13 protein-coding genes are annotated in these 13,228 nt (G+C 72.2%); 7 read left to right on the top strand and 6 right to left on the bottom strand.

Features of this window, described 5'->3' with window-relative positions:
* Window positions 1–6 precede the first annotated feature (6 nt).
* The 3 genes from QDS12_RS04420 to QDS12_RS04410 form a co-directional block, all read right to left on the bottom strand.
* Window positions 7–783, bottom strand: a complete 777-nt coding sequence (locus QDS12_RS04420) for an enoyl-CoA hydratase-related protein (RefSeq protein ID WP_279877231.1) — start codon at window positions 781–783, stop codon at window positions 7–9.
* Complete coding sequence (gene fgd, locus QDS12_RS04415; protein WP_279877230.1) at window positions 780–1,784, bottom strand: glucose-6-phosphate dehydrogenase (coenzyme-F420); 1,005 nt, start codon at window positions 1,782–1,784, stop codon at window positions 780–782. The genes QDS12_RS04420 and fgd overlap by 4 nt, the downstream gene beginning before the upstream one ends.
* Before the next feature lie 81 nt (window positions 1,785–1,865).
* A complete protein-coding gene (locus QDS12_RS04410) occupies window positions 1,866–2,567 on the bottom strand; it encodes a hypothetical protein (protein WP_279877229.1) in 702 nt (233 codons plus the stop codon).
* A gap of 140 nt (window positions 2,568–2,707) precedes the next feature.
* On the opposite strand from QDS12_RS04410, the gene QDS12_RS04405 reads away from it, so the two are divergent.
* From QDS12_RS04405 to QDS12_RS04395, 3 genes are read left to right on the top strand one after another with little or no spacing between them, the layout of a single operon-like run.
* Complete coding sequence (locus QDS12_RS04405) at window positions 2,708–3,826, top strand: histidine kinase (RefSeq protein ID WP_279877228.1); 1,119 nt, start codon at window positions 2,708–2,710, stop codon at window positions 3,824–3,826.
* Complete coding sequence (locus tag QDS12_RS04400) at window positions 3,823–4,458, top strand: response regulator transcription factor (RefSeq protein WP_279877227.1); 636 nt, start codon at window positions 3,823–3,825, stop codon at window positions 4,456–4,458. The genes QDS12_RS04405 and QDS12_RS04400 overlap by 4 nt, the downstream gene beginning before the upstream one ends.
* A 54-nt stretch (window positions 4,459–4,512) precedes the next feature.
* Window positions 4,513–6,117: a fatty acyl-CoA synthetase gene (locus tag QDS12_RS04395; RefSeq protein ID WP_279877226.1), complete on the top strand. Its 1,605-nt coding sequence runs from the start codon at window positions 4,513–4,515 to the stop codon at window positions 6,115–6,117.
* Between the two features lie 129 nt (window positions 6,118–6,246).
* Here the strand turns inward: QDS12_RS04395 and QDS12_RS04390 are convergent, their stop codons facing one another.
* Window positions 6,247–6,960 (bottom strand): zf-HC2 domain-containing protein, encoded by a 714-nt coding sequence (locus QDS12_RS04390; protein WP_279877225.1) that lies wholly within the window; start codon window positions 6,958–6,960, stop codon window positions 6,247–6,249.
* Window positions 6,957–7,457, bottom strand: a complete 501-nt coding sequence (locus tag QDS12_RS04385) for a sigma-70 family RNA polymerase sigma factor (RefSeq protein ID WP_279877223.1) — start codon at window positions 7,455–7,457, stop codon at window positions 6,957–6,959. Before QDS12_RS04385 ends, QDS12_RS04390 begins: the two co-directional genes overlap by 4 nt.
* A 77-nt stretch (window positions 7,458–7,534) precedes the next feature.
* On the opposite strand from QDS12_RS04385, the gene QDS12_RS04380 reads away from it, so the two are divergent.
* The 4 genes from QDS12_RS04380 to QDS12_RS04365 all read left to right on the top strand — a co-directional run bounded on the left by QDS12_RS04380 (window position 7,535) and on the right by QDS12_RS04365 (window position 12,512).
* Window positions 7,535–7,984, top strand: coding sequence for a DUF2231 domain-containing protein (locus tag QDS12_RS04380; RefSeq protein ID WP_279877221.1), 450 nt, complete (start codon window positions 7,535–7,537; stop codon window positions 7,982–7,984).
* Window positions 7,985–8,053: 69 nt separating this feature from the next.
* Window positions 8,054–8,560, top strand: coding sequence for a MarR family transcriptional regulator (locus QDS12_RS04375; RefSeq protein ID WP_279877220.1), 507 nt, complete (start codon window positions 8,054–8,056; stop codon window positions 8,558–8,560).
* An 89-nt stretch (window positions 8,561–8,649) separates the two neighbouring features.
* Window positions 8,650–11,811 (top strand): fused isobutyryl-CoA mutase/GTPase IcmF, encoded by a 3,162-nt coding sequence (icmF, locus tag QDS12_RS04370; protein ID WP_279877219.1) that lies wholly within the window; start codon window positions 8,650–8,652, stop codon window positions 11,809–11,811.
* Complete coding sequence (locus QDS12_RS04365; RefSeq protein WP_279877218.1) at window positions 11,808–12,512, top strand: helical backbone metal receptor; 705 nt, start codon at window positions 11,808–11,810, stop codon at window positions 12,510–12,512. The genes icmF and QDS12_RS04365 overlap by 4 nt, the downstream gene beginning before the upstream one ends.
* Here the strand turns inward: QDS12_RS04365 and QDS12_RS04360 are convergent.
* Window positions 12,429–13,124 carry a hypothetical protein gene (locus tag QDS12_RS04360; protein WP_279877216.1) on the bottom strand — a complete coding sequence of 232 codons (696 nt, stop codon included), beginning with the start codon at window positions 13,122–13,124 and terminating at the stop codon, window positions 12,429–12,431. The genes QDS12_RS04365 and QDS12_RS04360 overlap by 84 nt on opposite strands.
* Window positions 13,125–13,228: the final 104 nt, after the last annotated feature.

The raw sequence follows: 13,228 nt of genomic DNA, 5'->3' as shown, positions 1-13,228 counted from the left end.
TCGGGGTCAGGTGTTGAACGTCGGCGGCCGCTTCTCCAGGAACGCGGCCACGCCCTCGCGGCCGTCGGGACTCGCGGCGTTGCGACGGATCGCGAGGGTCTCGCGACGCAGCGCGGACTCGGGTGCGGGCTCGACGGCGTCCCGCAGGAGCCGCTTGACGTCGGCCTGGGCGGCGGCGGGGCCGGCGAGCAGGCCGGCGACGACCTGCTCGGTGAGCCCGGCCAGCTCGTCATCGGGGACCACCCGCGCGACGAGGCCGGCGGCGTGCGCCTCCGCCGCGGTGAGTACGTCGTTGAGCAGGGCGAGCCGCAGGACCCGGTGCAGCCCCAAGGTGTGCACCAGCTGCGAGGACCCGCCGTCCACGGAGAACCCGATCTTGGTGTAGCCGAGCGTGAACCGGGCCGACTCACCCGCGAGCACGATGTCGGCCGCGGCCGCGAGCGGGAAGCCCGCGCCGGCCGCCATCGCGTGCACGGCCGAGACAACGATCGCGTCGGAGCGGACCAGCTCGCTGATGATCCGGTGCAGGCTCTCGGCGAGGTCGTCGACCCCCGCGGTGACGTCGGTGAGCGACGCGAAGCCGCCGATGTCACCCCCGGCGGAGAAGAACCGGCCGGTCGCGCGCAGGACGACGACCCTCGCCGCGTCGGCACGCGCGCGCCGCACGGCGTCCATCAACTCGGCGCCCGAGTCGAGCGTCAGGGTGTTGCCGCGGTCTCCGGAGGCCAGGGTGATCCAGGCGGCCCCGTCCCGCAGCTCGTAGGCGACGGACGGGCCGCTCACGCGCCGAGCTCCCGCAGCCCGGGCAGCACCTCGGCGGCGAACGTCCGCAGGAAGCCGGCCTGGTCAGCCCCCGGCGGGTGGAAGACGAGGTGGTCGAAGCCGGCGTCGACGTACTGCCGGCACGCGGCGACGACGTCCTCGGGGCTGGTGGCGACGATCCATCGCTGCGCGACCTGCTCGATCGGCAGCTCGTCGGCCAGCCTGGCCATCTCGGCGGGGTCCTCGGTGCCGTGCTTCTGCTCGGGGGTGAGCGAGAGCGGCGCCCAGAACCGGGTGTTCTCGAGGGCCTCCTCCCGGGTGTGCGCGTAGGACAGCTTGACCTCGATCATCCGCTCCGACGAGCCGACCGGCTTGTCGGCCGCCTGCTCGCCCTCGGCGACGGCGGGGAGCAGCTTCTCGGTGTAGAGGTCCATCCCCTTGCCGGAGGTGCAGATGAAGCCGTCGCCGCCGCGGCCGGCGTACTTCGCGACCGTCGGGCCGCCCGCCGCGACGTAGATCGGGACCCCGCCGTCGGGCCGGTCGTAGACGGTCGCGTCCTTGGTCCGGTAGAAGTCGCCCTCGTAGGTGACCCGCTCCTCCTTCCAGAGCAGCCGGATCAGCCGGACGGCCTCGCGCAACCGGGCGAAGCGCTCCTTGAAGTCCGGCCAGGCGAACTCGCCCTGCACCGCCATCTCGTTGAGCGCCTCGCCGGTGCCGACGCCCAGCACGACCCGACCCGGGTAGAGCGAGCCGAGCGTGCCGAACGCCTGCGCCATCATCGCGGGACTGTTGCGGTAGGTCGGGGTCAGCACGCTGGTGCCGAGCGTGATCCGCTCGGTGCGCTCGCCGACCGCGGCCATCCAGGCCAGCGAGTACGGCGCGTGGCCGCCGACGTGCCGCCACGGCTGGTAGTGGTCGCTGACCCACACGCTGTCGAGGCCGACCTCCTCGGCCAGGACCGAGTACTCCACCAGGTCGCGCGGCCCGAACTGCTCCGCCGACGCCTTGTAGCCGATCTTCACGTCTCTCCTCACGGTTCGGACACCCGGATCGGCGCGCCCGGACTACTCCTCGATGCTCGTCGCACTTGACCGTCGGCCAGCCTAGCGACGAGCCTCCACCGCGCCGGTCCGGGTGGGCTCCCGCAGCCAGGTCACCGCCAGGGCGACGATCCACAGCTCGAAGCCGAGCGTGCTCAGGGCGAGCAGCGGGAACATCGCGCCGGACACGACGGTCGCGGTGCCCGCGGCGCTCAGCACGAGGATCACGTTCCCGGCCCGCACCAGCCAGGGCGTCGTACCGACGTGTCGCAGGGCCAGGACGAGCGCGCCGACGAAGAAGAGCCGCGGGAGGGCCGAGAACGCGAGCGAGTACGGCGCCACCGAGTCCCACGCGGCCAGGATGCGCAGGTCGGCACCGGAGTCGCCGGTGTCCAGCGCGACGTCGTGCAGGACCCCCGCGAAGGGCCAGACGAAGGCGAGGACGGCGCCCGCGGCGACCGCGACCGTGGCGAGCGTCCCGCTCGTCTCGATGCGGCGCAGCCGGGTCGAGACGGCGCCGAGGAAGCCGAGCAGCAGCACCCCCGACACCATGAAGACGTAGTTGCCGGCGCGGTAGAGGTCGGCGGCGTCGTGGACGGCCCGGCCGCGTTCGTAGTCGAGCCCCGGCGGCCCGCCGTGGGGCAGCACGAAGATCGACATCGCGATCATCGTGGCGATCTGGCAGACGCCGAAGGCGACACCGAAGCGGGTGCTGAGCCGGACCGCGTCGAGCGGCGCGGTCCGGGCAGTGGTGAGAGCGGTCATCGGATTCCCTTTGCTGGGTGGTTCGGACAGGTGACGACGCTAGGAATCCGGGCCCTGCGGCCACATCGACCCGCGGGCTGGAAGACCGATCAGCCCCAGGGCTGATCCGCCGGGGCCCTCGCGGCCCTACCCTCGGATCCGTGAGCACGGTGAGGGACCGGCTGCACGCGCCCCGCGGCGACGCCGCACTGGCCGGCGTGCTGGTCGTGGCCGGGCTGGTGCAGGCCCTCGTCACGCCGTTCGCCGCGCCGCTGGTCGGCGTGGTCTACGTCGTCGGCACCACCCTCCCGCTCGCGTGGCGGCGTACCCGTCCGGTCGAGGTCGCGGTCGTCTCGGCGGCGTTCTGGCTGATCCCCCTCGACGGCTTCCCGCTGCTCGGGTTCGTCACCGCCGCGCTGATCTTCTACGCGCTCGGCGCCTGGGGCCGCCCCACCGGCGTCGTCGTGGGCGTGACCGGCTTCGCGACGGCCTGCGCGGTCCTCGGGACACTGCTCGGCCCGGAGGCGCCGGTCGCCGCCATCGGCGCGGTCCTGATCGTCGTCGCCCCCGTCCTGGCCGGCCGCGTCGTCGCCCACGAGCGGGCGCGCAACGCCGCCCTCGCGGAGGTCACCGCACAGCTGGAGGAGGAGCGCCAGCGGGTGCAGGAGTCGGCGGTGGCCGCCGAGCGCGCCCGGATCGCCCAGGAGCTGCACGACGTCGTCGGGCACGAGCTCACCCTCATCGCGATCCAGGCCGAGGCGGCCGCGGCGGCGCTGCGGTCGGCGCCCGAGCGGGCGGCGGAGCCCGTCGACACCATCCGCGCGACGGCGCACCGGACGCTGGGGTCGATCCGGCAGACGCTGGACGTGCTCGCGCCGCTCGGGAGCGCCCGGCCGTCGTACGACGGGCTCGACGAGGTCGTCCGTCGCGCCACTGACAGCGGGATCGACGGCTCGCTGGTCGTGACCGGAACCCCGTGGCCCGGCCAGGCGGCGGTCTGGCTCGCGGTCACCCGGATCGTCGGTGAGTGCCTCACCAACGCGGGCCGGCACGCCCCTGGCAGTCCCGTCGAGGTCGTCGTCGATTGGCGACCCGACCGCGTGCACGTGCTGGCGTCCAACCCGGTGGATGGCCGCGGCCGGCCGGCGCCCGGTCGCGGGCTCACCGGGATGCGGCACCGGGCGGAGCTGCTCGGGGGCGAGTTCGCCGCGCGGACCGACGACGGGCGGTTCACCGTGGACGTCAGCCTGCCGGCCGAGCCGGTGAGGGTCGTCCGATGACGCGCGTGCTGGTCGTCGACGACCAGGCGTTGGTCCGCCAGGGTCTCCGGCTGCTGCTCGAGCTCGGCGGCATCGAGGTGGTCGGGGAGGCCGTCGACGGCGAGAGCGCAGTGTCGGCCGTGGCCGACCTGCGCCCCGACGTGGTGCTCATGGATCTGCGCATGCCCGGCATGGGCGGCGTGGCGGCGACGGCTCGCGTCGCGGACGCGACCAAGGTGATCGCACTGACGACGTTCGACAGCGACGAGGACGTCGCCGAGGTGCTCCGCGCCGGCGCGGTCGGGTTCCTGCTGAAGGACGTGACGTCGGACGGCCTGGTCGAGGCCGTACGCCGCGCCGCGGCCGGCGAGCCCGTCGTCGCGTCCGAGGTGCTGGCCCGGATGATGGGCCACTTCGCCGCCCACCCGCCGGTCTCGCCGACGATGGTGCCCGGGCTCGCCGAGCTCAGCGACCGCGAACGCGAGGTCCTCGCCCGGATCGGCGCCGGGCGCTCCAACACCGAGATCGCGGCCGACCTGGTGATCAGCATGGCGACGGTGAAGACACACGTGCGCCACATCTTCGCCAAGCTCGACCTGCGCGACCGGGCGCAGGCGGTGGTCGTGGCACGGGACGCCGGACTGACCCGCTGAGGGTGGCTCTAGCATGCGTGTGACCCGGAGCACACGACCGCAGGAGCAGCGCCCATGACCGCCGACATCGACACCGCCCGCCAGCACGCGCTCGGCGACCTGCCGCGGCGCACCGCCCAGCGGCTGCCGGACAAGCTGGCGATCGTGGACGCCTCGACCGGCTCGGGGCAGGCCACCCGGCTGACGTTCGCGGAGCTCGAGGCGGTGGTGGACGGCACCGCCGCGGCCATCGCCGAGGCCGGGCTGGGGAAGGGCGACCGGCTGGCCCTGCTGTGCCACAACTGCTGGCAGTTCGCGGTGCTCGACTTCGCCGCGGCCCGGGTCGGCGTCGTGCTGGTGCCGATCAACTTCATGCTCGGCGCCGACGAGATCGCCTTCATCCTCGACCACTCCTCGGCCAAGGCGTTCGTCGTCGAGGACGCACTGGTCCCGGTCGCCGACAAGGCGCTCGCGGCGTCGGCCGGGACGGTGGCGGCGAAGCTCGCGGTCCGGCTGGGCGGCGAGCCGATCCCCGCCGGCTGGGGGGACGCGCAGACGTGGTTCGACCACGCCGGGCCGGCGCCGTACGTCGCCGTGGCCGACGACGACCCTGTCCGGATGATGTTCACCTCCGGCACCGAGTCGCGACCCAAGGGTGCGCTGCTCACGTCGCGTGCGCTGATGTGGCAGTACGTCTCCTGCATCGTCGACGGCAACATGAGCGCCGACGACGTCGAGCTGCACACGCTGCCGCTCTACCACTGCGCGCAGCTCGACTGCTTCCTCGGCGTCGACGTCTACCTCGGCGCCACCAGCGTCATCCTGCGGGGCCCGGAGCCGTCGGCCGTGCTGCGGGCGATCGGCGAGCACGGCGTCACCAAGTACTTCGCACCCCCGACGGTCTGGATCGGGCTGCTGCGCTGTCCCGACTTCGACACCGCCGACCTCTCGACCCTCAAGAAGGGCTACTACGGCGCTTCGGCGATGCCCGTGGCCGTGCTCGAGGAGCTGCGGACCCGGCTGCCCGACGTCGACCTCTGGAACTTCTACGGCCAGACCGAGATGGCGCCGCTCGCCACGATCCTCGGCCCGGGCGAGCAGCTGTCGCACGCCGGCTCGGCCGGGCGGGCCGCCCTCAACGTCGAGACGCGCATCGTCGACGACCAGGACCAGCCGGTCGCCCCCGGCGTGGTCGGCGAGATCGTGCACCGCTCACCGCACGCCACGCTCGGCTACCACGACCAGCCGGACAAGACTGCCGACGCCTTCCGCAACGGCTGGTTCCACTCCGGCGACCTCGGCTACCTGACCGAGGACGGCCACCTCTACGTCGTCGACCGCAAGAAGGACATGATCAAGACCGGCGGCGAGAACGTCGCCTCCCGCGAGGTCGAGGAGGCGATCTTCACCCTCGACGGCGTCGCCGAGGTCGCGGTCTTCGGCGTCTCCCACCCACGCTGGGTGGAGGCCGTCGCCGCGGTCGTCGTCCCGAAGCCCGGCGTCACGCTGACCGCCGACGGCGTCATGGCCCACGCCCGCCGGGTGCTGGCCGGCTACAAGGCACCCAAGTACGTCGTCGTCGCCGACGCGCTGCCCAAGAACCCCTCCGGCAAGATCCTCAAGCGGCAGCTGCGCGACGAGCACGCCGGGCTGGCGGGGCAGGACGACGCGGGTTCGTGACGGGTCCGCCGGGCTGGGGCTGACTGTTCATCGAGGTATGCAGACGAATGCGCACTCCCCACGCGGAGCTCCGCACGGGAAGTGCGCGTTTCCCTGCATACCTCGATGAACCAACGATCCCCGCCGGCCTCAGATGTCAGCCGACAGCAGCACCGTCTTGCCGTCCGCGGCGCGCACCTCCACCGAGCGCAGCTTGTCGACGGCGAGGTCGATGGAGCCCGTCGTGTGGGCGGTCTCGCCAGGTCCGGCGAGCCAGGTCGAGACCTGGTGCTCCTGACCCTGGTGGTCGATGACGTAGAGCCCGTAAGCGCGTTGCCGCTCCGGTCCCTCGCCCCAGTCGGCGTAGGTACAGGTCATGTCGATGCGCGTGCCCCAGTCGGTGCTGGTCAGCGCGACCGTCGCCGACAAGGGGTTCGCCACGTTCTGCTGCAGCGTGACGCTGGAGGTCTGCGGAGCCGTCGGCTCGTCCCGGATCGCCAGCGGTACGACGACCGCCAGCACGGTCGCCGCGGCGGCGGCCAGTCCGACGCCGATCTGCGTGCGCGTCCGGCGCCACCACGGCAGCGACGGCGTCGTCTCCGACTCGGCGCGCGCGGCGTCGAGCAGCCGCTCCTCGAGGCCCGCGGGGGGCGCGGCCGGTGCCGCCCCGGCGAGGAGCGCCTCGCGGTCGGCGTCGTCGACGCGCCCGAGCAGGCCGGGCAGCGGCAGCAGCTCGGCGACCTCGCGGGTGCAGTCGGGGCACTGGGCGAGATGCCGCTCGTACTCCTCCCGCTCGGCAGCGGTCAGCGCCCCGAGGACGTAGGCACCGTCCCAGTCGGCGTACCGCTCGTGACCGGCGATCATCGGGTCACCACCCCTCTCTCCTGGAGGGCGAGCCTCAAGGCCCGCAACCCGTAGTGCAGCCGGGACTTCACCGTGCCCGGCGGGATGCCCAGCTCCGCGGCGATCTCCGCGGTGGTCAGCCGGCCGAAGTAGGCCTTCACGACGACGTCGCGGTGGTCCTCGCCGATCGAGCGCAGCGCGTCCGTGACGACGAGCGAGTCGAAGAGACGGTCCACCTCGTCGGCCCCGGGGCGCTCGGGCAGCTCGTCGGTCGCCGCCTCGTGCCGGTGCCGCGCGCTCCGCGCCTCGTCGACGACGAGGTTGCGAGCCACGGTGAACAGCCAGGCCCGCGCCGAGCCCTGCTCATCGTCGGTGACGTCGTGCCGCCAGGCCCGCAGCAAGGTCTCCTGGACGACGTCCTCGGCCTGCGCGCGGTCGCCCGTCAGGCGCAGCGCATAACCCCACAGGGCGGCAGCGTGGGCCTGGTGCAGCTGCTGCATCGCTTCCGGGTCGGCCATGGACACCCCTCTGACACGAGACAGCATGCCGCAGGGTTCAGGTGAACCGGATCGCATGTCGACTCGTTCTTCCAGCCATGACGACCATCAACGGTCTGCCCGCCCATGCCCTCCTCGTCCATGCCGTCGTGGTGCTGCTGCCGCTCGCGGCGCTCGCCGTCGTCCTCCACGCCGTGTGGCCGGCGGCGGCGCGCCGGCTCAGCGTCGTGACGCCGCTGCTGTGCCTCGCCGTCGTCGTCCTCGTGCCGATCACGACGAACGCCGGCGAGCACCTCGAGGAGTCGCTCGGCGGCAGCAACCCGCTCATCGACCGACACGCCGAGCTCGCCGACCAGATCCTGCCGTGGACGATCGCGCTCGCCGTCGTCGGTCTCGGGCAGTGGGTGATCGGCCGTTGGTCGCCGCTGGGCCTGGTCGTCCGGATCCCCGCGGGTGTCGTGTCGATCGGGATCGCGGTCGTCGCGACCGTCGTGCTCGTGCGCGCCGCCGACGCCGGCGCGCAGGCGGTCTGGGGCGGGGTCGGCTGACGCGTCGTCGCGACGGCCGACCATGGACGGTCGGCTCGGTCGGGCGCCGATCGCCCTAGAGTGCGGATCATGCCGCAGCTCGACCCGATCCGCGAGGCCCGTCGCCAGTGGGTGGCGCACGGCTGGGACGACGCCGCCCCCGGGATGGCGATGGTCACCTCGATCGTGCGGGTGCACCAGCTGCTGATGGAGCGGATCGATGCGGCGCTGCGGCCGCACGACCTGACCTTCGCGCGCTACGAGATCCTCCGGCTGCTCGCGTTCACCAAGTTCGGCGCACTCCCGATGACCCGGCTCGGGTCGCTCCTCCAGGTGCACCCGACATCGGTCACCTCGGCCGTCGACCGGCTCGAGAAGCAGGGCTTCGTACGACGCTCCCGCGGTGAGACCGACAAGCGGGTCGTCCTCTGCGCGATCACTGACACCGGCCGGGCAGTGGTCGAGAAGGCCACCGACGCGCTCAACGGCGAGGTGTTCGCGCAGCCGGGTCTCGACGACACCCAGCTCGTGCGGCTGACCGACCTGCTCGGCGTCCTGCGCGCCGGGGCCGGCGACCACGTGGTCCCGGGCGCCTGACGCTCGGCCTCACCTTCCGGCTGGCCTCGATTGCTTGGACGTCCTACCATCTCATTGGTAGGACATCCAAGCTTTCTGGAGACGCGCCCGTGCCCGAGCTGTACACCCCCCAGCACCACGTCCGCCTCGTCACGGCGTCGAGCCTGTTCGACGGCCACGACGCCTCGATCAACATCATGCGGCGGATCTTCCAGTCCCAGGGCTGCGAGGTGATCCACCTCGGGCACAACCGCTCGGTCCAGGAGGTCGTCGACGCCGCCATCGAGGAGGACGCCCATGCCGTCGCGGTGAGCAGCTATCAAGGCGGGCACGTCGAGTACTTCGAGTACCTCGTCCAGTCCCTCCGCGAGCGCGGCGCCGGACACGTCAAGGTCGTCGGCGGCGGGGGCGGCGTCATCGTCCACGACGAGATCACCCGGCTGCGCGAGAGCGGCGTGACGATCTTCTCCCCCGAGGACGGCCAGCGGCTCGGCCTGGTCGGGATGATCAACTCGGTCGTCCGCGACATCGACGCCGACCTGTGGGCACAGCGGTCGGTGGGCCTCGACGACATCCTCGCCGGCGACCGGGTGGCCGTCGCCCGGGCGATCACCGGCGCGGAGCAGGGGCGGCTGCCGGCCGACGTACGCGACGGGCTCTCGGCGAGCTCGACCGGCGGCAAGGCCGGCGTACCTGTCCTCGGCATCACCGGCACCGGCGGCTCGGGCAAGTCCTCCCTGACCGACGAGCTCGTACGCCGCCTCCGCGTCGACCAGCAGGACAAGCTGCGGGTCGCGGTGATCGCGGTCGACCCGACCCGCCGCAAGGGTGGCGGCGCCCTGCTCGGCGACCGGATCCGGATGAACTCCCTGACCAGCGACGGGGGCGACCGGACCTTCTTCCGGTCGCTCGCGACCCGGGGCGCTCACGAGATCCCCGAGCACCTCGCCGACGTCATCGCCGTCGTGAAGGCGGCCGGCTTCGACCTCGTCATCGTCGAGACCCCGGGCATCGGCCAGGGCGACGCCGGGATCCTGCCGTTCGTCGATGCTTCGCTCTACGTGATGACGCCCGAGTTCGGCGCCGCGTCGCAGCTGGAGAAGATCGACATGCTCGACTTCGCCGACGTCGTCGCGATCAACAAGTTCGAGCGGCGTGGCGCGGCCGACGCGCTGCGCGACGTCAGCCGCCAGCTGGTCCGCAACCGCGAGGTGTTCGGGGTCGCGCCCGAGGAGATGCCGGTCTTCGGCACGTCGGCGGCGCGCTTCGACGATGACGGCGTGACGGCGCTCTACCAGCAGCTCCGCTCGCTCCTCGTCGAGAAGGGACTGCGGGCCGGCGAGGGCGTCCTGGCGCCGGTCTCGACCAAGACCTCCAGCGGGCTGCACGCGGTCGTCCCCCCGGAGCGCGTGCGCTACCTGGCCGAGATCGCCGACACCGTCCGCGGCTACCACGCGGAGACCGGCGAGCTGGCCGGCAAGGCGCGGCGGGCGCAAGCGTTCGCGCTGGTCGCGCGCGAGCTCGTGGAGGACGAGGAGCTCGCCGGGCGGGTAGCCAGCGCCAGCGAGCGTGTCGAGACCAAGCTCCCCGACGACCTCACCCGGCAGCTCGAGGAGTGGCCGGCCACCGTGGCGTCATACGCCGCGGACGAGGGACGCGTCTCGCTCAGCGGCAACCGGGTCCCCCGCGTGGCGACCCCGCGCTACACCGACCACGGCGAGCTGGTCTCGTTCCTGCGCCGCGAGAACCTCCCGGGGTTCTTCCCGTTCACGGCCGGCGTCTTCCCCTACAAGCGGACCAACGAGGACCCCGCCCGCATGTTCGCCGGCGAGGGCGACCCGTTCCGCACCAACCGGCGCTTCAAGCTGCTCTCGGAGGGACAGCCCGCCACCCGGCTCTCGACCGCGTTCGACTCGGTCACGCTCTACGGCCGCGACCCTGACGAGCGGCCCGACATCTACGGCAAGGTCGGCACCTCCGGCGTCAGCGTGGCCACGCTGGACGACATGAAGGCGCTCTACGACGGCTTCGACCTGCTCGCGCCCACGACCAGCGTCTCGATGACGATCAACGGGCCCGCGCCGACGGTGCTGGCGTTCTTCCTCAACACCGTCATCGACCAGGCCCGGGAGCGCGGGGTCGACCCGGCCGAGGCGCTGCGGACCGTGCGCGGCACGGTCCAGGCCGACATCCTCAAGGAGGACCAGGGCCAGAACACCTGCCTGTTCTCCACCGAGTTCTCGCTGCGCTGCATGGCCGACATCCAGGAGTGGTTCATCCAGCAGCAGGTCCGCAACTTCTACTCGGTCTCGATCTCGGGCTACCACATCGCCGAGGCCGGGGCGAACCCGATCAGCCAGCTCGCCTTCACCCTCGCCAACGGGTTCACCTACGTCGAGGCCTACCTCGCGCGCGGCATGCACATCGACGACTTCGCCCCGAACCTGTCGTTCTTCTTCTCCAACGGCATGGACCCGGAGTACTCGGTCATCGGCCGCGTCGGCCGCCGGATCTGGGCCGTCGCGATGCGCGACAAGTACGGCGCCAGCGAGCGCGCGCAGAAGCTGAAGTACCACATCCAGACCTCGGGTCGGTCCCTGCACGCGCAGGAGATGGACTTCAACGACATCCGCACCACGCTGCAGGCGCTCTGCGCGATCTACGACAACGCGCAGTCGCTGCACACCAACGCGTTCGACGAGGCCGTGACGACGCCGAGCGCCGAGTCCGTACGCCGGGCACTGGCCATCCAGCTGATCATCAACCGCGAGTGGGGTCTCGCGATGAACGAGAACCCGCTGCAGGGCTCCTTCATCATCGACGAGCTGACCGACCTCGTGGAGGAGGCGGTGCTGCTCGAGTTCGACCGGATCTCGGAGCGCGGCGGGGTGCTCGGCGCGATGGAGACCGGCTACCAGCGCGGCCGGATCCAGGACGAGTCGATGCTCTACGAGCAGCGCAAGCACGACGGGTCGCTGCCGATCGTCGGCGTCAACACGTTTCGTCGCGAGGAGTCCGGCGACGGCACGCCCGACCACGTCGAGCTGGCACGCGCGACCGAGTCGGAGAAGGAGTCGCAGCTGCGCCGGGTGCGGGAGTTCCAGAGCACGCATCGCCCGGAGGCCGACGAGGCGCTCGCCCGGCTGAAGGCCACCGCCACCTCGCAGGAGAACGTGTTCGCCGCCCTCATGGACGCCGCCCGCGTCTGCACGCTCGGGCAGATCACCGAGGCGTTCTTCGAGGTCGGTGGCGCCTACCGGCGGAACGTGTGAGGGTCGTCAGCCTCGTCCCCTCCATCACGGAGGCGCTCGCGTCGGTGTCCCGTGCGTCCCTGGTCGGCGCGACCGACTGGTGCACGCATCCCGCCGACCTCGACGTCACCCGCGTTCGCGGCACCAAGAACCCCGACCTGTCGGCCATCCGCGCACTCCGGCCCGACCTGGTGATCGCCAACAAGGAGGAGAACCGCGAGCTCGACGTACGCCGGCTCCGCGACGGAGTCGACGGGAAGGGTGGCGTCCGCGTCGAGGTCACCGACATCCGGACCGTGCCCCAGGCGGTCTCGACCTACGAGCGGCTCTTCGACGACGTCCTCGGCTGGCGACGCCCGGACTGGCTGGCGCGCGCCCGGGAGCTGTGGTGCCGACCGCTGCCGCCGGTGACCCGGCGGGTCGCCGTACCGATCTGGCGCGATCCCTGGATGGTCGTCGGCAGCGACACGTTCACCGGCGACCTGCTGCGCCGGCTGGGATGGGCCAACGCCTTCGGCGGCTCCGCCGACCGCTATCCCCACACGACTGTCGAGGAGATCGAGGCGACCCGTCCGGACGTCGTCCTTCTGCCCGACGAGCCCTACGTGTTCACCGTCTCCGACGGCCCGGAGGCCTTCTCACTCCCGACCGAGCTGGTCAGCGGCCGACTGATCACGTGGTACGGCCCCAGTCTCGTCGAGGCCGCTGATCTCGCTCGATGAGGGCTGCGGCGCACGTGGATCGATCGCGCCCCGCGGGCCGACGGTGCGCAGACGTTCGACGTGCGCCGCGAGGAGGCGTCGCGCCGGCCAGACCGGAAGAGGGTCGACCGGCGCCACGACTGCGTCTCGGAGCCCCTCGACCATGACGTGCACGCTCGCGAACTCGTCGCCCGACGGGCGACGCCCGAACACGCCGATGAGCTGGGCCGACAGTGCACGCCTCTCGTCCGTGCGATAGCCAGCCACCCTCGCGCAGGGATCCGGCCGGCCGGCTCGATCCTCCGCAGCTGCGAGCTCGGCCATCGTGACCCACATCCGGACCGCGCCGACCTCGTCCCCCGTCTCCGGCAGCTGGAGGACGTCGTCGTTGGCGCGATAGGGATTGGTCGACCAGCGGAGCCACCGATCGCCGAAGACGCGGAGAACCAGCTGGATGAGCCCCGCCCGGCCCCCCGTCGCGTAATGGAGCCCGGACTTGGTCATCCGTAGGCGCCGGCTGATCTCGCCGAGACTGACCAGCTCCGCCCCTCCCTCCTGGAGCGCGAGGTAAGCGGCATCGGCGCACCGGTCGCCGAGGTGCGCGGACTGCGGGCGCAGGAACGTGTTCTCCACGCGACCACCCTCGCCCACGGCGCCCTCGCGCGTCGGGCGCTCTCCACAGGCAGGTCGAGGCCCGCCTCAGCAGACCGCCACCTCCCACCGAACGAACGTTCGTC

Origin of the sequence: Nocardioides sp. CER19 (assembly GCF_029846275.1) — a bacterium.
GTDB lineage: Bacteria > Actinomycetota > Actinomycetes > Propionibacteriales > Nocardioidaceae > Nocardioides.
Note: the sequence above shows the minus strand (reverse complement) of the source record. Positions and strands in the feature narration are given on the sequence as shown.

What these genes read in the sequence shown, in the direction of transcription:
- QDS12_RS04410 (WP_279877229.1), bottom strand. Translation starts at nt 2,567, where the DNA reads ATGACCGCTCTCACCACTGCCCGGACCGCGCCGCTCGACGCGGTCCGG.
- QDS12_RS04395 (WP_279877226.1), top strand. Translation starts at nt 4,513, where the DNA reads ATGACCGCCGACATCGACACCGCCCGCCAGCACGCGCTCGGCGACCTG.
- QDS12_RS04380 (WP_279877221.1), top strand. Translation starts at nt 7,535, where the DNA reads ATGACGACCATCAACGGTCTGCCCGCCCATGCCCTCCTCGTCCATGCC.
- QDS12_RS04375 (WP_279877220.1), top strand. Translation starts at nt 8,054, where the DNA reads ATGCCGCAGCTCGACCCGATCCGCGAGGCCCGTCGCCAGTGGGTGGCG.
- QDS12_RS04400 (WP_279877227.1), top strand. Translation starts at nt 3,823, where the DNA reads ATGACGCGCGTGCTGGTCGTCGACGACCAGGCGTTGGTCCGCCAGGGT.
- QDS12_RS04390 (WP_279877225.1), bottom strand. Translation starts at nt 6,960, where the DNA reads ATGATCGCCGGTCACGAGCGGTACGCCGACTGGGACGGTGCCTACGTC.
- QDS12_RS04385 (WP_279877223.1), bottom strand. Translation starts at nt 7,457, where the DNA reads ATGGCCGACCCGGAAGCGATGCAGCAGCTGCACCAGGCCCACGCTGCC.